16 protein-coding genes are annotated in these 14,873 nt (G+C 70.8%); 9 read left to right on the top strand and 7 right to left on the bottom strand.

Annotation, left to right across the window (positions count from 1 at the left end):
• Positions 1-13 precede the first annotated feature (13 nt).
• Both ACH4S9_RS30750 and serC read left to right on the top strand, forming a co-directional pair.
• Entirely contained in the window at positions 14-1,486 is a 1,473-nt protein-coding gene (locus ACH4S9_RS30750) for an MFS transporter (protein WP_398374739.1), read from the top strand.
• A 9-nt stretch (positions 1,487-1,495) separates the two neighbouring features.
• Positions 1,496-2,614: a phosphoserine transaminase gene (serC, locus tag ACH4S9_RS30755; protein WP_385350385.1), complete on the top strand. Its 1,119-nt coding sequence runs from the start codon at positions 1,496-1,498 to the stop codon at positions 2,612-2,614.
• Positions 2,615-2,693: 79 nt separating this feature from the next.
• On the opposite strand, the gene ACH4S9_RS30760 is transcribed toward serC, so the two are convergent.
• Positions 2,694-3,527 (bottom strand): ABC transporter permease, encoded by an 834-nt coding sequence (locus ACH4S9_RS30760; RefSeq protein ID WP_361184156.1) that lies wholly within the window; start codon positions 3,525-3,527, stop codon positions 2,694-2,696.
• Positions 3,528-3,609: 82 nt separating this feature from the next.
• Positions 3,610-4,638, bottom strand: a complete 1,029-nt coding sequence (locus ACH4S9_RS30765) for an ATP-binding cassette domain-containing protein (protein ID WP_398374741.1) — start codon at positions 4,636-4,638, stop codon at positions 3,610-3,612.
• Positions 4,639-4,745: 107 nt separating this feature from the next.
• Here ACH4S9_RS30765 and ACH4S9_RS30770 point away from each other — a divergent pair, with 107 nt between their 5' ends.
• Positions 4,746-5,513, top strand: coding sequence for a TetR/AcrR family transcriptional regulator (locus ACH4S9_RS30770; protein ID WP_398374743.1), 768 nt, complete (start codon positions 4,746-4,748; stop codon positions 5,511-5,513).
• A gap of 26 nt (positions 5,514-5,539) precedes the next feature.
• Here the strand turns inward: ACH4S9_RS30770 and ACH4S9_RS30775 are convergent, their stop codons facing one another.
• Positions 5,540-6,547, bottom strand: a complete 1,008-nt coding sequence (locus ACH4S9_RS30775) for a hypothetical protein (RefSeq protein WP_398374745.1) — start codon at positions 6,545-6,547, stop codon at positions 5,540-5,542.
• 270 nt (positions 6,548-6,817) lie between these two features.
• Between ACH4S9_RS30775 and ACH4S9_RS30780 the strand changes: the two genes are divergently transcribed.
• The 3 genes from ACH4S9_RS30780 (at position 6,818) to ACH4S9_RS30790 (ending at position 8,997) form a co-directional block, all read left to right on the top strand.
• Positions 6,818-7,354, top strand: a complete 537-nt coding sequence (locus tag ACH4S9_RS30780) for a hypothetical protein (protein ID WP_398374746.1) — start codon at positions 6,818-6,820, stop codon at positions 7,352-7,354.
• Positions 7,355-7,472: 118 nt separating this feature from the next.
• A complete protein-coding gene (locus ACH4S9_RS30785; protein WP_385351067.1) occupies positions 7,473-7,946 on the top strand; it encodes a hypothetical protein in 474 nt (157 codons plus the stop codon).
• A 55-nt stretch (positions 7,947-8,001) separates the two neighbouring features.
• The gene (locus ACH4S9_RS30790; RefSeq protein WP_398374748.1) at positions 8,002-8,997 is read left to right on the top strand and encodes an aldo/keto reductase; all 996 of its coding nucleotides are present in this window, start codon (positions 8,002-8,004) and stop codon (positions 8,995-8,997) included.
• A 158-nt stretch (positions 8,998-9,155) separates the two neighbouring features.
• Here the strand turns inward: ACH4S9_RS30790 and thpR are convergent, their stop codons facing one another.
• From thpR to ACH4S9_RS30805, 3 genes are read right to left on the bottom strand one after another with little or no spacing between them, the layout of a single operon-like run.
• On the bottom strand, positions 9,156-9,719 hold the full coding sequence (gene thpR, locus ACH4S9_RS30795; protein ID WP_398374750.1) for an RNA 2',3'-cyclic phosphodiesterase: 564 nt from the start codon (positions 9,717-9,719) through the stop codon (positions 9,156-9,158).
• A gap of 58 nt (positions 9,720-9,777) precedes the next feature.
• Positions 9,778-11,160 carry an MFS transporter gene (locus tag ACH4S9_RS30800; protein ID WP_311724435.1) on the bottom strand — a complete coding sequence of 461 codons (1,383 nt, stop codon included), beginning with the start codon at positions 11,158-11,160 and terminating at the stop codon, positions 9,778-9,780.
• Between the two features lie 34 nt (positions 11,161-11,194).
• Complete coding sequence (locus ACH4S9_RS30805; protein WP_311724436.1) at positions 11,195-11,638, bottom strand: MarR family transcriptional regulator; 444 nt, start codon at positions 11,636-11,638, stop codon at positions 11,195-11,197.
• Between the two features lie 132 nt (positions 11,639-11,770).
• On the opposite strand from ACH4S9_RS30805, the gene ACH4S9_RS30810 reads away from it, so the two are divergent.
• On the top strand, positions 11,771-11,956 hold the full coding sequence (locus ACH4S9_RS30810; protein ID WP_352130292.1) for a ribbon-helix-helix protein, CopG family: 186 nt from the start codon (positions 11,771-11,773) through the stop codon (positions 11,954-11,956).
• Between the two features lie 45 nt (positions 11,957-12,001).
• Here ACH4S9_RS30810 and ACH4S9_RS30815 read toward each other — a convergent pair whose 3' ends face one another.
• Positions 12,002-13,468 (bottom strand): NCS2 family permease, encoded by a 1,467-nt coding sequence (locus ACH4S9_RS30815; protein WP_398374753.1) that lies wholly within the window; start codon positions 13,466-13,468, stop codon positions 12,002-12,004.
• Between the two features lie 214 nt (positions 13,469-13,682).
• Here ACH4S9_RS30815 and ACH4S9_RS30820 point away from each other — a divergent pair, with 214 nt between their 5' ends.
• Together ACH4S9_RS30820 and ACH4S9_RS30825 are read left to right on the top strand one after the other, a co-directional pair.
• Positions 13,683-13,931, top strand: a complete 249-nt coding sequence (locus ACH4S9_RS30820; protein WP_311724439.1) for a DUF2530 domain-containing protein — start codon at positions 13,683-13,685, stop codon at positions 13,929-13,931.
• A 114-nt stretch (positions 13,932-14,045) separates the two neighbouring features.
• Positions 14,046-14,864 (top strand): SAM-dependent methyltransferase, encoded by an 819-nt coding sequence (locus ACH4S9_RS30825; protein WP_311724440.1) that lies wholly within the window; start codon positions 14,046-14,048, stop codon positions 14,862-14,864.
• The last annotated feature ends 9 nt before the right edge of the window (positions 14,865-14,873 follow it).

Below are 14,873 nucleotides of genomic sequence, written 5' to 3' on the forward strand. Positions count from 1 at the left end.
CGGAGGTGGGGCGATGCTGGTGCTCGGATTACTACGTGGCCGCCGCGGCACGGCCGAAGGGGGCACTGGGCCGAGCCTCGTCGTTCCCGCCGTGCTGACGGCGGCGCTCGCGGCGAGCATGGCGCAGACGATCGTGATCTCGGCCCTTCCGGCGTTCGGCCGCTCCCTGCATGTCTCCGGCGCCGCCACCACCTGGCTGCTGACCTCCTTCATGCTGGCCAGTGCCGTCACCACCCCGATCGCGGGCCGGCTCGGCGATCTGTTCGGCTACCGCCGGGTGCTGCTGGCCTGCCTCGGCTGCTTCACCGCCGGCACGCTGCTCTGCGCGCTCGGCGCCGAGGCGGGCTCGCTGCCGCTGCTGCTGGCCGGGCGCGCGGTCTCAGGCGTCTCGGGCGGGGTGTTCCCGCTGGCGTTCGGCCTGGTCCGGACGGCCGTGGAGCCGCATCGCGCCCGGGGCGTGATCGCCATGCTGTCGGCGATGTTCGGGGTCGGCGGCGCGGCGGGGATGGTGCTGTCGGGCCCGATGTCCGGCGCGTTCGGCACGGCCTGGCTGTTCTGGCCGCTGCTCGTCCTGGCCGGCGCCGCCCTGGCGCTGGCCCGGCGGCTGCCGCCCGGTGCGGCGCCCCCCGGCGGGCGGGTCGACCTGGCCGGCGCGGCGCTGCTGGGGAGCACGCTGGTCTGTCTGCTGCTGGGCATCGGCCAGGGCGCGGCGTGGGGCTGGGGCTCGCCCCGGGTGATCGGCCTGCTGTTGGGCGCGGCGGCCGCGCTCGCCGCCTTCGGCACCGTCGAATCGCGGGTCGACGCGCCGCTGGTCGATCCGCGCGTGCTGCGCCGCAGGCCGGTGGCGGCCACGAATGTGGTGACGTTCATCGTGGGCGCGGCCATGTTCGGCGTCATCACGCTCGTCCCCCGGTTCGTCCAGACGCCGCCCTCGGCCGGGTACGGCTTCGCGGCCTCGGCGGGCGAGGCCGGTCTGGTGCTGGTCCCGGTCGCGGTCGTGATGCTGGCGGTCAGCCCGCTCACCACCCGGCTGCGGGACCGGTTCGGGGCCCGGGCGCCGCTGCGCCTGGGCGTGGCGTGCGGCGGGCTCGCGTTCGCGCTCCTGGCCGTGGCGCACGCCCATATGTGGCAGTTCCACGCCGCGGGGGTGCTCATCGGCGCCGGGTACGGGCTGTCGTTCGCCGCGCTGGGGACGCTGGTCGTCGACACGGCGGGGCCCGCGGACATCGGGGTGGCCAGCGGCGTCAACACGATCGCGCGCACCGTCGGGGGTGCGGTGGGCGCCCAGATGGCGGCCGCGGTCCTCGACGCCGCGGGCCCCGCCGGCGCCCCCGGTTTCCCCGCCGAATCCGGCTACACCAGCGCTTTCGCCGTCTTCGCGCTGGTGGCCTGCGGCGCGCTCGCCGCCTCGTGGGCCATCCCGGAGAAGAGACGCCGTGTCTCATCCGGTGGACACCGGGGCAGGCCGCGCATACCGACGGATTAGGCTTCCCCCGTGGCTGAGATCCAGATTCCCGCTGACATCAAGCCCGCCGACGGTCGCTTCGGCTCGGGCCCCTCCAAGGTGCGCACCGAGGCGCTCAGCGCCCTGGCCGCCACCGGCAGCTCTCTGCTGGGCACCTCGCACCGCCAGGCCCCGGTCAAGAACCTGGTCGGCAAGGTGCGCGAGGGCGTGCGCGAGCTGTTCCGGCTCCCCGAGGGCTACGAGGTGATCCTGGGCAACGGCGGCTCCACCGCCTTCTGGGACATCGCGACGCACGGCCTGATCGAGGCCAAGTCGCAGCACCTGTCGTTCGGCGAGTTCTCCTCCAAGTTCGCCAAGGCCGCGAAGCTCGCGCCGTGGCTGGAGGAGCCGACCGTGATCTCCTCCGACCCGGGTACGCACCCGCTGCCGCAGGCGGAGGAGGGCGTGGACGTCTACGCCCTCACCCACAACGAGACCTCGACCGGTGTCGCCATGCCCCTGGAGCGGGTGGCGGGCGCCGACGAGGGCGCGCTGGTGCTGGTGGACGCGACCTCGGGCGCTGGCGGCCTGCCCGTCGACATCGCCCAGACGGACGTCTACTACTTCGCGCCGCAGAAGTCCTTCGCCGCGGACGGCGGCCTGTGGGTCGCGGCCTTCTCCCCCGCCGCGCTGGAGCGCGCCGCGCGCGTGCACGCCTCGGGCCGGCACATCCCGGAGTTCTTCTCGCTGCCGACGGCGATCGACAACTCCCTGAAGAACCAGACGTACAACACCCCGGCGCTCGCGACGCTCTTCCTGCTCAACGACCAGCTGGAGTGGATCAACGGGCAGGGCGGCCTGGACTGGGCCGTGCAGCGCACCGCGGCCTCCTCGAGCGCGCTGTACGGCTGGGCGGAGGAGTCGAAGTTCGCCACGCCGTTCGTCACCGACCCGGCCAAGCGGTCGCAGGTCGTCGGGACGATCGACTTCAACGAGGACATCGACGCCGCCGCCATCGCCAAGGCGCTGCGGGCCAACGGCATCGTGGACACCGAGCCGTACCGCAAGCTGGGCCGCAACCAGCTGCGGGTCGCCATGTTCCCGGCCGTCGAGCCGTCCGACGTGCAGGCGCTGACCGCCTGCGTGGACTACGTCATCGAGCACCTCTGACATCCGGACAACCCCGGAAGGGGCCCGCGGCCGATTCGGCCGCGGGCCCCTTCCGCGTATGGGCCGGTTGTACGGGGGGTCAGCTGCTCAGCCGCTGGAAGCGCCGTACGGCCAGCGGCAGGAACACCGCCGTGAGGGCGACCGGCCAGACCACCGCCATCAGCATCGCGTGCTCCTCCACCCAGCCGCCCCCGCCCGGGACCGGGTTGCCGAACAGATCGCGGATCGCGTTGGCCGTCGACGAGACGGGGTTCCACAGCGCGATCGCCGCCAGCCAGTCCGGCATCATCGCGGGCGGGGTGAAGACGCTGGAGATCATCCCGAGGGGGAAGGCGACCGCGAAGAGATTCCCCGCGGCCTCCTGATTGGGCATCAGCAGCCCCAGACACACCCCGACCCAGATCAGCGCGGACCGCAGCAGGATCAGCAGCGCGAAGGCGCTCAGCGTCTCCAGCAGATTGCCGTCGGGCCGCCAGCCGACGGCCAGGGCGATCGTCGCGAGCACCGCGAGATCCACGGCGGCGCCGATGACATCGGCGATGCCCCGGCCGCTGACCACCGCGGAGGGCGCCATCGGCATGGAGCGATAGCGGTCCATGACGCCCCTCTCCTTGGTGGCGGCGACCACCACGGCAGTGCCCATGAAGCCGTTGGCCATGGTCATCGCGAACATGCCGGGCAGCGCGTAGTCCTCGTAGTCGGCCCCGCCGCCCACCTCCATCGCACTGCCGAAGACATAGACGAAGAGCAGCACGAACATCACGGGCGTGCCGAGCTGCCAGGCGATGGCGGAGGGATAGCGGAGACGGCTGATGAAGTCGGTCCGCACGATGGTCAGACAGTCCGCGACCGCCCAGTAGACCCGCCGCTCCGGCCCGTCCACGACCGCCTTGACCTCTGCTGCGGTGCTCATGCGCCCTCCTCCCGCTCAGTCCCGGCGCGCCGGGGCGCGCGGGCTTCCCTCGTCGCTGCCCGCTCCTCCGTCACCACGCGGCTCATGCGGCCACCTCCACCCTCTTGTCAGCCTTCGGCTCGTCGTCCGTGCGATGTCCGGTCAGCCGCAGGAAGACCTCGTCCAGGGTCGGGCGGCGCAGCCCGATGTCCTCGACGGCCACGCCCCGCTCCTGGAGCGCCCGGGCGACCTCGGTCAGCGCCGTGACCCGGTCGCGCACCGGGGCCGTCACCCGGCGGTCCTCCCGGTCGGCCCGCGGCTCGGCGGGCCGCTCGCCCGTACCCCCGACCCCGACCGCGGCCCGGTCCATGACCCGCGCCACGGCCTCGACGGCGGCCGGCAGGTCGGCGGTCTCCCGCACCACCACCTCGATCCGGTCCCCGCCGATCGCCCGCTTGAGCTCGGCGGGCGTGTCGTCGGCGATCTTCCGCCCCCGGTCGATCACGGCGACGCGGTCCGCGAGCTGATCGGCCTCGTCCAGGTACTGCGTGGTCAGCAGCACGGTCGTACCGCCCGCGACCAGCGAGCGGACCGCCTCCCACACCTCGTTGCGGCCGCGCGGGTCGAGCCCGGTCGTCGGCTCGTCGAGGAACAGCACCTGCGGGGCGAGGATCATGCTCGCGGCCAGGTCGAGCCGGCGCCGCATGCCGCCGCTGTACTCCTTGGAAACCGTGTCGGCGGCCTCGGTCAGCCCGAACGCGCTCAGCAGTTCGTCGGCCCGCCGGGCGGCCCGCGCCTTGTCCAGGTGGAAGAGGCGGCCGAACATCACCAGGTTCTGCCGCCCGCTCAGCGGCTCGGCCAGCGCCGGGTACTGGCCGGTCAGCCCGATCCGGCGGCGCACCTGGCGGGGCTGCTCCGTCACATCGAATCCGGCGACGGTCGCCCGGCCGCCGCTCGGCCGGGCCAGCGTGGACAGGATCCGCACCGCCGTCGTCTTGCCCGCGCCGTTGGGGCCGAGCAACCCCTGGACGGTGCCGCGGCCGACGGCCAGGTCGAAGCCGTCGAGCGCGCACTTTTGTCCGTATCGCTTGCACAGTCCTTCGGTGAGGACCGCCCATCGCGCCGTGTCCACAAGAAACCCCCAGGTCGTTCGGCGCCCATCAGGTCACTGGGTACAGCGTACCCAATAGCGGGTACACCGTACTCAGTTTTTGGTCGTGGCGTTAGGATGAGGACGCGATGACGACCACCGAACACAGCGGCAGCGGAGACATCTCCCGCAGCCTCGAGCTCATGTGGGGCACCGGCGAGCGGCCCAGCCGCGGCCCCAAACCCGGGCTGACCCTGGAGCGGATCGTGACGGCCGCCATCGCCATCGCCGACGCGGAAGGGCTCGCCGCGGTCTCCATGCGGCGGCTGTCGGCCGAACTGGGCACCGGCACCATGTCGCTGTACCGGTACATCCCCGGCAAGGCCGAGCTACTGGACCTGATGCTGGATCAGGTCCAGTCCTTCGACCCCACCGTCCACGACCTGGAGCTGGGCTGGCGGGAGACGATGGAGATGGTGGCGCGCGGCGCCTGGCAGCTGTACGAGCGCCACCCCTGGCTGCTCCAGGTCGACCAGGCGCGCCCCGTCCTCGGGCCGAACGCCATGGCGGGGCTGGAGTTCGCGCTGCGCGGCCTCGACGGCCTCGGCCTCACCGACCGCGAGCGGGTCCATGTCATCGTGACCGTCGACGGGTTCGCCACCGGCGTCGCCCGCACCCATCTGAACTCGACGATGGCCGAGAAGCGCACGGGCGTCAGCGACGAGGAGTTCTGGAAGGCGCACGGGCCCGCGATGGAGAAGGCGCTCGCCAGCGGCCGGTTCCCGATGCAGGCGGCGCTCGACGAGGACGCCTTCAAGGGGCCGGACACGGATGTCCGCGAATTCGGCCTGAAGAGGCTGCTGGACGGCATCGGCGCGTTCATCGAGACCCGCGCCGGCGACGCCGCCGAACAGTAGCCCCGGGGCAGTGACTCCGGAGCCCCTCAGCGCCGCCGGCGGAAGAGCGAGCGCAGGCCGAAGAACAGGGCCGCGGCAGCGGCGAACGTCAGCGCCGCCTTGAACAGATTGCCGTCCTTCTCCTTCTCCGACGCCTCACCGCCCGCCGCGGAGTCCCCGCCCCCGTTCTTCTTCTGCTCCTTCGCCGTCGCGTCCGGCAGCAGCTCCCCGCTCAGCTTCACCGCCGTGACCTTGCTGCCCGGCCCCTCCGTGCCGTACATCAGCGTGCCGCCGTCGGTGGTGAAGGTGACCGACTCGCCCTGCCGCTGCAACGGCAGATCCGGCTCCTTGTCGAGCTTCGCCGGCTTTCCGCCGCGCCAGCGGTATTCGGCGACGTTGAAATAGCCGCGGAGCACGAGTCTGCTGGCGTCCGGGGCGAAGGCTCCGTCCGTCACCTCCATGTCGATGTCGGCGACCCGCCGGAAGATGTTGACCCCCGAGGCGGACAGCTTCTCGGGGCCGGCGTACAGGCCGCCGTTGTCCTGGCTCTTGCTCGCGATGTAGGCCCGGCCGGTCCTGGGATCGACCATCATCGCCTCCGCGTTGCGCGGGCCGTCCTCGTATTTCACCGTGAACTGGGTCGCCGTGACCGTGGTGTCGCCGAGCTTCTTCGGCTCGGGGAAGCGGTAGATCCACACATGCGGCCAGGTCCCGCCCAGGTTGTCGCCGATGTCGGCGACATAGACGGCGCCGTCCGGCCCGATCGAGATGGCCTCCACATCGCGCGGGCTGCCGATGCCGCGCAGGGTGACGGTCGCGACCGTGCGCCCGGTCCTGCTGTCGACGGCGTAGACGTACGGGCCGTCGTCGCTGTCGTTGTGCGTCCAGTAGACGCCCGGGTGAAGACGGCTGGCCGCCAGGCCGCTGGACTCGGTGATCCGGGAGTCCTCGATCGTGAACGAGGACGGCGACGTGTGGTCGTCGGCGGCGGCCGGGGCGGCGGCGGGCAGAACCGCCAGCGCGGCGGCGCCGAGGACGGACGGAAGCGAACGCATGGGGCCAAGCCTGCCATCCGGACGCGGACCCGAGGGGCGGCAGTCGGCCAGGGGGCGGCCCCAGAGCCGCTACACCGGTCTGATTGACTTCGTCGAGAACGGGCAGATAACGAATGCGGAAGCGCTCGGCGCATCTCGTAAAGAGAATTCATAATCTCCCGATCAGTTGAGCTGATCCGGAGATTAATTTCCGGAAATTTATCGGTCATTGACGGCAAAGCGGACCGCGGCGTTGCATTGAAGAATACGGCCCGCCTACGGTCTTGCCCCATGAGCAATTACGGTGGTTCTTCTTACGCACAAACCGCGCCGCCCGCGCACGGGGGCGCTCCGGCGGACTCCGCGCCGCCCAAGAAGTTCGCGATCTTCGGGATCGTCGGCGCGGTCATCGCCCTTGTCGGCTCGCTGGTGAACTGGGTGGTCTCCGGCATGGAGGGCGCGGACGGCGGCATCAAGGGGATGGACGGCGACGGCGTGATCACGCTGATCGTCTCCGTCGTCGCCGCGCTGGTCCTGGTCGGCGCCATGGTCGCCAAGAAGGCGCCGCTCTACCTGGGCGCCGCGATCCTGTCGCTGGTCACTGCGGTCTTCGCCGTGATCAACATGGCGGACCCGGCTCGTCTGGTCGCCCAGAAGTACATGGACGAGGAGAACGTTTCCGACAGCATGGCCGAGAAGGCCGCGGAAGAGGCCGTGAAGCAGCTCGACATCTCCGCGGGCCCCGGCCTCTACATGGTGCTGATCGGCGCGGCGCTGACCATCGTCTTCGGCGTCCTCGGATTCATGAAGTCCCGCAACAGCCGATAAGAAAAAGAATTCGGCGAAGCATCCGAGAGCCCGCTTTTCGGCCGCACCCCGGCCGAGAATGCGGGCATTCGGATTTTCCGCACCACCTTCCGGAATCGCCCGGCGCTATGATCTCCGCGTGGCCGATATCTATGACCTGATCCTGTCGGTGGATCTCCCCGACACCCTCTCGGACGCCGAGATATCCGAACTCCGCTGGCACCTGGGCCTCGCCCCGCAGCCCGCCGCCCCCCTGTCCCTCGTGACCGACTACGCCGAGCCGCTGATCGGCGACGACGGCCGGCCGGAGGAGGACGAGCAGGGCAACTGGCTGACGGTCTACGAGCCGTACCCCGTCCTCGCCGCCAAGGGCCCCGCCCACCGCGCCGGCGGCGTACTCCTGTCGGCCCTGGAGCCCGGGAACCACGGCGGCTGGGCCCTGACCTCCCGCCAGGAGTTCCACCCCGACGAGTTCGGCAGGCTGGGCGAGCTCCTGGTCTGGCTGCACGAGCGGGCCGTGGACTCCCTCGGCTTCCAGTGCCATCTGCGCTTCTACGAGGAGGACACCTTCGCGCCGGTGTCCGTCACCGAAGGTGAAGTGCACTGGCCCTGAGCTGACCCGGCGGGCCCTTGATTCGAGCGCACTCGAACGGCTTGGCTAGGTGTTCATGGAGTACACGCAGCTCGGACGTACGGGACTCAAGGTCAGCCGGCTGGTCCTCGGCACCATGAACTTCGGCCCGCAGACCGACGAGGCCGACAGCCACGCGATCATGGACGCGGCACTCGACGCGGGCGTCAACTTCTTCGACACCGCCAACGTCTACGGATGGGGCGAGAACAAGGGCCGCACCGAGGAGATCATCGGCAGCTGGTTCGCGCTGGGCGGCGGGCGGCGCGAGAAGACCGTGCTGGCCACCAAGGTCTACGGCAACATGGGCGCCGAAGGCGAGCCCTGGCCCAACGACGACAAGCTCTCCGCGCTCAACATCCGCCGCGCCGTCGACGCCAGCCTCAAGCGGCTGGGCACCGACCACATCGACCTGTACCAGTTCCACCACGTCGACCGCTCGACGCCCTGGGACGAGATCTGGCAGGCCATCGACGTCCTGGTGCAGCAGGGCAAGGTCCTCTACGCCGGCTCCTCCAACCACGCCGGCTGGCACATCGCCCAGGCCAACGAGACCGCGCGCCGCCGTGGCTCGCTGGGGCTGGTCAGCGAGCAGTGCCTGTACAACCTGTTCGAGCGGCGCGCCGAGATGGAGGTCATCCCGGCCGCGCAGGAGTACGGCCTCGGGGTGATCCCCTGGTCGCCGCTGCACGGCGGGCTGCTGGGCGGCGCCCTCCGCAAGGAGCGCGAGGGCGGCGGTGCGCGCTCCACGTCCGGGCGCAGCGCCGACGTGCTGAAGGACGCCGCGGTGCGGGACAAGGTCCAGCGGTACGAGGACCTGCTCGACAAGCACGATCTGGAGCCCGGCGAGGTGGCCCTGGCGTGGCTGCTGACCCGGCCCGGGGTGACCGGCCCGATCGTCGGCCCGCGCACCGCCGAGCAGCTCACCTCCGCGGTCCGCGCGAGCGAGCTGACGCTCGGCGAGGAGCTGCTGACCGCGCTGGACGAGATCTTCCCGGGTACGGGCCCCTCGCCCGAGGCGTTCGCCTGGTAGGACTCAACGTCACGTCACGCCGTGGCGGCGGCACGGCTCGGGCTCGGCCTCAGCCGAACGCGGCCGCCACGGCGACGACGACGAGTATCAGCACGAGCGCACCGCTCATGATCAGGTTCCTGGTCTTCGGGTCCACGCCTCGAGGGTAACGGGACCGCTCAGCGCCCCAGCGGCCAGGCGGCCACCACCTCGTAGCGGGGGTGCGCGCCCGCGACCCCGGGCGTCGGCGGATGGCTGCGCACCAGGCTGAGCTCGGTCACCGTCCAGGCGCTGCCCTCGAAGTCCTCGAGCCCCGCCACATACGGCCTCAGGTCCGCGCCGCCGCGGCAGCGCGCGAGCGTGAGATGGGCGTGGTAGGGGCGGTGCCGGTCCATGTGGAGGCCGGCCCGCCGGGCCCCGGCCTCGGCGGAGTCGGCCAGGTGGCCCAGGGTCGCCCGGTCGCCCTCGACGCCGGCCCACACCACCTTGTCGGAGAAGCGGCCGCCGCCCGCGAGCCGGACCTCGTGGGGCGGGTGGCGGTGGGCCGCCCGCCCCAGCCGCTCGTGCAGCTCGGGCAGCACGCTCTCGTCGACCCGGCCGAAGAAGGCGAGGGTGAAGTGCCAGCCCGCGCGCTCGGTCCAGCGCAGCCCGTCCGCGCCCGGGAGCCCGCGCAGCGCGGCGACCCGGGCGGCGAGCTCGGCGACGGCCGCCTCGGGGGGCAGCACAGCGGCGAAGAGTCTCACCCGCCCAGTCTCGCGCAGCAACCGCCCGGCCCGCCCGGCCCGCCCGGCGCGCCCGGGGTCAGACCGCCGCGGGCAGCGACGCCTCCTGGCTCTCCGGCGTGCGCGGCACGAAGGCGATGTGCGGGCGCCCCGGCCGCAGATTGACCTTCACCCGCAGTCCGCCCGCCCGTACGAGGACCAGACCGACCACCACCGCGGCCGCCGCGGAGACCAGCCCGCCCGCCGCGAAGCCGACCCGCGGGCCGTAGGTGTCGGTCACCCAGCCCACCAGCGGGCCGCCGACCGGGGTGCCGCCGACGAAGACCATCATGAACAGGCTCATCACTCTGCCGCGCATCGCGGGGTCGGTGGCCAGCTGGACGCTGGAGTTCGCCGTCACGTTGAAGGTCAGGGAGAAGATCCCGATCGGCACCATGAGCGCAGCGAAGAGCCAGAAGGCCGGGGACAGCGCCGCCGCGACCTCCAGCAGGCCGAACATCAGCGCCGCGCCGACCAGCACCCGCTGCCGCGTCGCGGTCCGCCGGGCGGCGAGCAGCGCGCCGGTCACCGAGCCGACCGCTATCAGCGAGTTGAGCAGGCCGTAGGTGCCCGGTCCCGCGTCGAAGACGTCGTCGGCGAAGGCGCTGAGCCAGATCGGGAAGTTGAAGCCGAAGGTGCCGATGAAGCCGACCAGCACGATGGGCCAGATCAGGTCCGGGCGCCCGGCGACATAGCGCAGCCCCTCGCGCAGCTGGCCCTTGCCGCGCGGCGCGCGCTCGACCTTGTGCAGCTCGCCGGGGCGCATCATCAGCAGGCCGATGAGCGGGGCGCCGAACGACAGCCCGTTGAGCAGGAAGGCCCAGCCGCTGCCGACGGCGGTGATCAGCACACCGGCGACCGCGGGGCCCACCAGCCGGGCGGACTGGAAGTTCGCGGAGTTCAGGCTGACCGCGTTGCGCAGGTCCTTCGGGCCGACCATCTCGACCACGAACGCCTGGCGCGTGGGGTTGTCGACGACCGTGACCATGCCGAGCAGGAACGCGATCAGATAGACGTGCCAGACCTGCACCTGGCCGCTGAGCGTGAGCGCGGCGAGCGCGAGCCCGCACAGCCCGAGGGCGCCCTGGGTGAGGATCAGCAGCCGCCGCTTGGGGTAGCGGTCGGCGATGACGCCGCCGTACAGGCCGAAGAGCAGCATCGGGAGGAACTGGAGCGCGGTGGTGATACCGACGGCGGTCGAGGAGCCGGTGAGGCTGAGGACGAGCCAGTCCTGGGCGATACGCGACATCCAGGTGCCCGTGTTGGATATCACGGCACCGGTGGCGAACAGCCGGTAGTTCCGGACCTTCAGGGAACTGAAGGTCCCGCCCCTGGTGCGCCCGGCTGCGGCGTCACCAGTGGGGTCGGTCGCGGGGTCGATATCGGGTGCGGGTGCGGAATCTGCTCCGGGTCCCGTACTCAAAGTGCGTTCGCCTCCTAGGCGGGCTCGTCTTCTCTCACATGTGCGCGAGCTTCTCCAGGACCGGCGCGGCGGCCCGCAGCGCGGCCCACTCCTCCTCGCTCAACCCGCCGACCAGCTCGGCCAGCCATGCGTTCCGCCTGCGGCGGCTCTCTTCGAGCATGGCCTCTGCCCGCTCGGTCGGCGAGACGACTTTCTGCCGCCGGTCCTCGGGGTGCGGCTCCAGCCTGACCAGTCCCTTGGCCTCGAGCAGCGCCACGATGCGGGTCATCGAGGGCGGCTGGACATGCTCCTTGCGGGCCAGCTCACCTGGGGTGGCGGAGCCGCACTGGGCCAGAATGCCCAGCACCGACATCTCGGTAGGGCTGAGCGACTCGTCGACGCGCTGGTGCTTGAGCCGACGGGACAGTCGCATCACGGCGGATCGCAGCGAGTTCACCGCGGCTGTGTCCGCATCGCCATCATGGGACAGATCCGGCATGGTCTTTAGCATAACTCATTACCTCGTCTAATGAAAACCCGCGTTACGGCTCTATTGCATTTTCACCCATACGAGTGAGTCCACTCCGGAAAGTGACGCGACGAGACCTATGTCACGGGGACTCTGACCCGTATGGGATCGAAAGTGCTCAGCCTACGGATGGACGGTGAGCTGCTGGACCGGATCCGGGAGCATGCCGCAAAACGCGGAATGAGCGTCCAGGACTATGTCATCCGGACGCTCATTCGCGAGGACTTCGACGAACGCTTCAAGACCTCCGTCGACGAGACGGAGCGCTTCTACGGCCGGACCACCTGACCCCGGCCGCGCGGCCGGCTCCCCGGCCCGGCCCGCGTGACGGCCTCAGCCGGTTCCGATCGCCTGCTGGATCGGGTCCAGCAGGAAGTAGACGAGGAAGCACAGCCCGACCGCGCTCAGCAGCCACGGCACCTCCCGTGTCCGCTTGGTCGCGATCCGCAGCAGCAGATACGACAGCACGCCGAGGCCGATCCCGTTGGTGATGCTGTAGGTGAACGGCATCGACACCATGGTCAGGAACGCCGGGACCGCGATCGTGAAGTCGCTCCAGTCGATCTCCTTGACGTTCGCGGCCATGATCAGGAAGCCCACGACGACCAGCGCCGGGGTCGCGGCCTGCGACGGGACGACCTTGGCCAGCGGGGTGAAGATCAGCGCGAGCAGGAAGAGCCCGCCGGTCACCACGTTGGCGAAGCCGGTGCGGGCGCCCTCTCCGACCCCCGCCGTGGACTCCACGAAGCAGGTGTTCGCCGAGGCCGAGCCGAAGCCGCCGCCCGCGACCGCCACACCGTCCACCATCAGGATCCGGCCCATCCCCGGCAGCTGGCCCCGCTCGTCCGTGAGCCCGGCCTCCTCGCCGACGCCGATGATCGTGCCCATGGCGTCGAAGAAGCCGGACAGCAGCACGGTGAAGACGAACAGACAGCCGGTGAGAATGCCCACCTCATGGAAGCCGCCGAACAGGCTGATGTGACCGATCAGGCCGAAGTCCGGGGTGGCAACCACCTTGTCCGGCACATTGGGGACGGTCAGCCCCCAGCTCAGGTCCGGGATGTTCGCCACCGCGTTGATCGCCACCGCGACCACCGTCATGGTCGCCATGCCGATCAGGATCGCGCCCCGCGTCTTGCGGACGACCAGCACGAAGGTGAGCGCGAGCCCGAGCACGAAGACCAGCACCGGCCAGCCGTGCAGCCTGCCCGCGACACCCAGGGCCATGGGCACGGAGGTCTCGGCCTTGTCCGGGTTACGGGTGACGAAGCCCGAGTCGACCAGGCCGATCAGGGCGATGAACAGCCCGATGCCGATCGCGATCGCCCGGCGCAACCCGCCCGGGATCGCGTCCATCACCCGCTGCCGCAGCCCGGAGGCGACCAGCAGCATCAGCACCAGGCCCGCGAGGACCACCATGCCCATGGCGTCCGGCCAGCTCATCTTGGGCGCGAGCTGAAGCGAGACCACGGCGTTGATGCCGAGCCCGGCGGCGAGCGCGATCGGGACGTTGCCGATGACCCCCATGAGCAGGGTGGTCAGGCCGGCCATCAGGGCGGTGGCGGTGACGAGCTGGGCGTTGTCCAGATGGTGGTGGTACTTGTCCTCGCCGGCCCCGAGGATGATCGGGTTCAGCACGAGGATGTACGCCATCGCGAAGAAGGTCGCCAGACCGCCGCGGACCTCCCGGGAGATGGAGGACCCCCGCTCACTGATCCGGAAAAACCTGTCCAGGCCGCTCTTGGGGGGTGCCGGAGCCTGCTGCGTGGCGTCGGCCGGCGCGGTGGCCGAGGGGGTCATGAGGTACCTCAAAGGTGCGTGAAGACAACCAACGGGCCATTTTGGATGATCAGACAAGACATTCCAGCCAGACCCGGACCGATTCAGTATGAATACATGAAGTGCAAAAACGCCAATCCCGGATGATCAGTGACGACTGGTGACGGCAAGCGACCGGGCCGGGTGGAGGGACCGCGCTCCCGCCGCCCCCGCACCCGGCCCGTAAGCTGTGCTCATGACGAAGTGGACCCCCAAACACGAGGCCCCGGCGCCCCTTGAGGGCAATGTCGTCGCCACCATCACCGGCGGCACGATCGTGTGGTTCGTCCTCTTCCTGGTCCAGCTGCCCTTCTACAGCTGGTACGCGGACCACGGCCATGCGTGGTGGCTGTGGACCTGCCTGGCCGGCGGCGGCCTCGGACTGATCGGCATCTGGTACGTCCGCGCCCGGGAGGCAGCCATCCGCCGCTCCCGCGAGCCCTGAGCCCGGAGGAACCGCCCTCGCTGTCGGTGACGCAGGTTTCAGTGCCGCCACGGTTCTCTACTGGTGCGACGATTGCTCACCTTCGTATGCCAACTGGCCGGTAATGTGGGCTTCATGACCGGTCATGGTTTTCGAGCGGACCAAATCGATACGAGCAAGCCGCACTCGGCCCGTATGTACGACTACTTCCTCGGCGGGAAGACCCACTACTCCGTCGATGCCCGGGCCGCCGAACAGGTCGAGGCCGTCTGGCCCGACGTCATACCGTGGACCCGCGCCAACCGGTCTTTCATGCACCGCGCCACCCGCTGGCTGGCCACCGAGGCGGGCATCCGCCAGTTCCTGGACATCGGCACCGGCATCCCCACCGAGCCCAATCTGCACCAGGTGGCGCAGCAGGCGGCCCCCGCCTCCCGGGTCGTCTACGCCGACAACGACCCCATCGTCCTGGCCCACGCACAGGCGCTGATGCTGTCCAGCCGTGCAGGGCGCACCGCCTACCTCCACGCCGACGTCACCGCCCCCGAGGCCATCCTCGCCGCCGACGAGCTGCACGCCACGCTGGATCTGGACCAGCCGGTCGCGCTGTCCCTCAACGCGCTCATGCACTTCATCGGCGACGACCAGAAGCCCTACGAAATCGTCGAGCGGCTGCTCGCCCCGCTGGCGCCGGGCAGCTACCTCGTCCTCTCGCACGGCGCGATCGACCCCCGCCCCGGCCTCTCCGACGCGGTCACCGAGCTCTACCGCGCGAGCGGCATCCATGTGCAGGGGCGCACCCTGGAGGAGGTCACGGCCTTCTTCGACGGGCTGGAGCTCGTCGAGCCGGGCGTGGTCATGCCGCACCGCTGGAGGCCCGGGAGCGAGCGGGAGCGGGCCGAGGCGGAGTCGACGGATCTGTGGATCTACGCGGGGGTCGGGCGCAAGGGGTAAGCCGGGGTG

Origin of the sequence: Streptomyces sp. NPDC021225, from assembly GCF_044332865.1 — a bacterium.
Lineage (GTDB): Bacteria > Actinomycetota > Actinomycetes > Streptomycetales > Streptomycetaceae > Streptomyces.

Bases quoted from the DNA above. Each gene is read 5' to 3' on its own strand.
- ACH4S9_RS30820 (WP_311724439.1), top strand. From the start codon at position 13,683: ATGACGAAGTGGACCCCCAAACACGAGGCCCCGGCGCCCCTTGAGGGC.
- ACH4S9_RS30770 (WP_398374743.1), top strand. From the start codon at position 4,746: ATGACGACCACCGAACACAGCGGCAGCGGAGACATCTCCCGCAGCCTC.
- ACH4S9_RS30815 (WP_398374753.1), bottom strand. From the start codon at position 13,468: ATGACCCCCTCGGCCACCGCGCCGGCCGACGCCACGCAGCAGGCTCCG.
- ACH4S9_RS30825 (WP_311724440.1), top strand. From the start codon at position 14,046: ATGACCGGTCATGGTTTTCGAGCGGACCAAATCGATACGAGCAAGCCG.
- ACH4S9_RS30750 (WP_398374739.1), top strand. From the start codon at position 14: ATGCTGGTGCTCGGATTACTACGTGGCCGCCGCGGCACGGCCGAAGGG.
- ACH4S9_RS30760 (WP_361184156.1), bottom strand. From the start codon at position 3,527: ATGAGCACCGCAGCAGAGGTCAAGGCGGTCGTGGACGGGCCGGAGCGG.
- ACH4S9_RS30780 (WP_398374746.1), top strand. From the start codon at position 6,818: ATGAGCAATTACGGTGGTTCTTCTTACGCACAAACCGCGCCGCCCGCG.
- ACH4S9_RS30775 (WP_398374745.1), bottom strand. From the start codon at position 6,547: ATGCGTTCGCTTCCGTCCGTCCTCGGCGCCGCCGCGCTGGCGGTTCTG.
- ACH4S9_RS30790 (WP_398374748.1), top strand. From the start codon at position 8,002: ATGGAGTACACGCAGCTCGGACGTACGGGACTCAAGGTCAGCCGGCTG.
- ACH4S9_RS30805 (WP_311724436.1), bottom strand. From the start codon at position 11,638: ATGCCGGATCTGTCCCATGATGGCGATGCGGACACAGCCGCGGTGAAC.
- ACH4S9_RS30810 (WP_352130292.1), top strand. From the start codon at position 11,771: ATGGGATCGAAAGTGCTCAGCCTACGGATGGACGGTGAGCTGCTGGAC.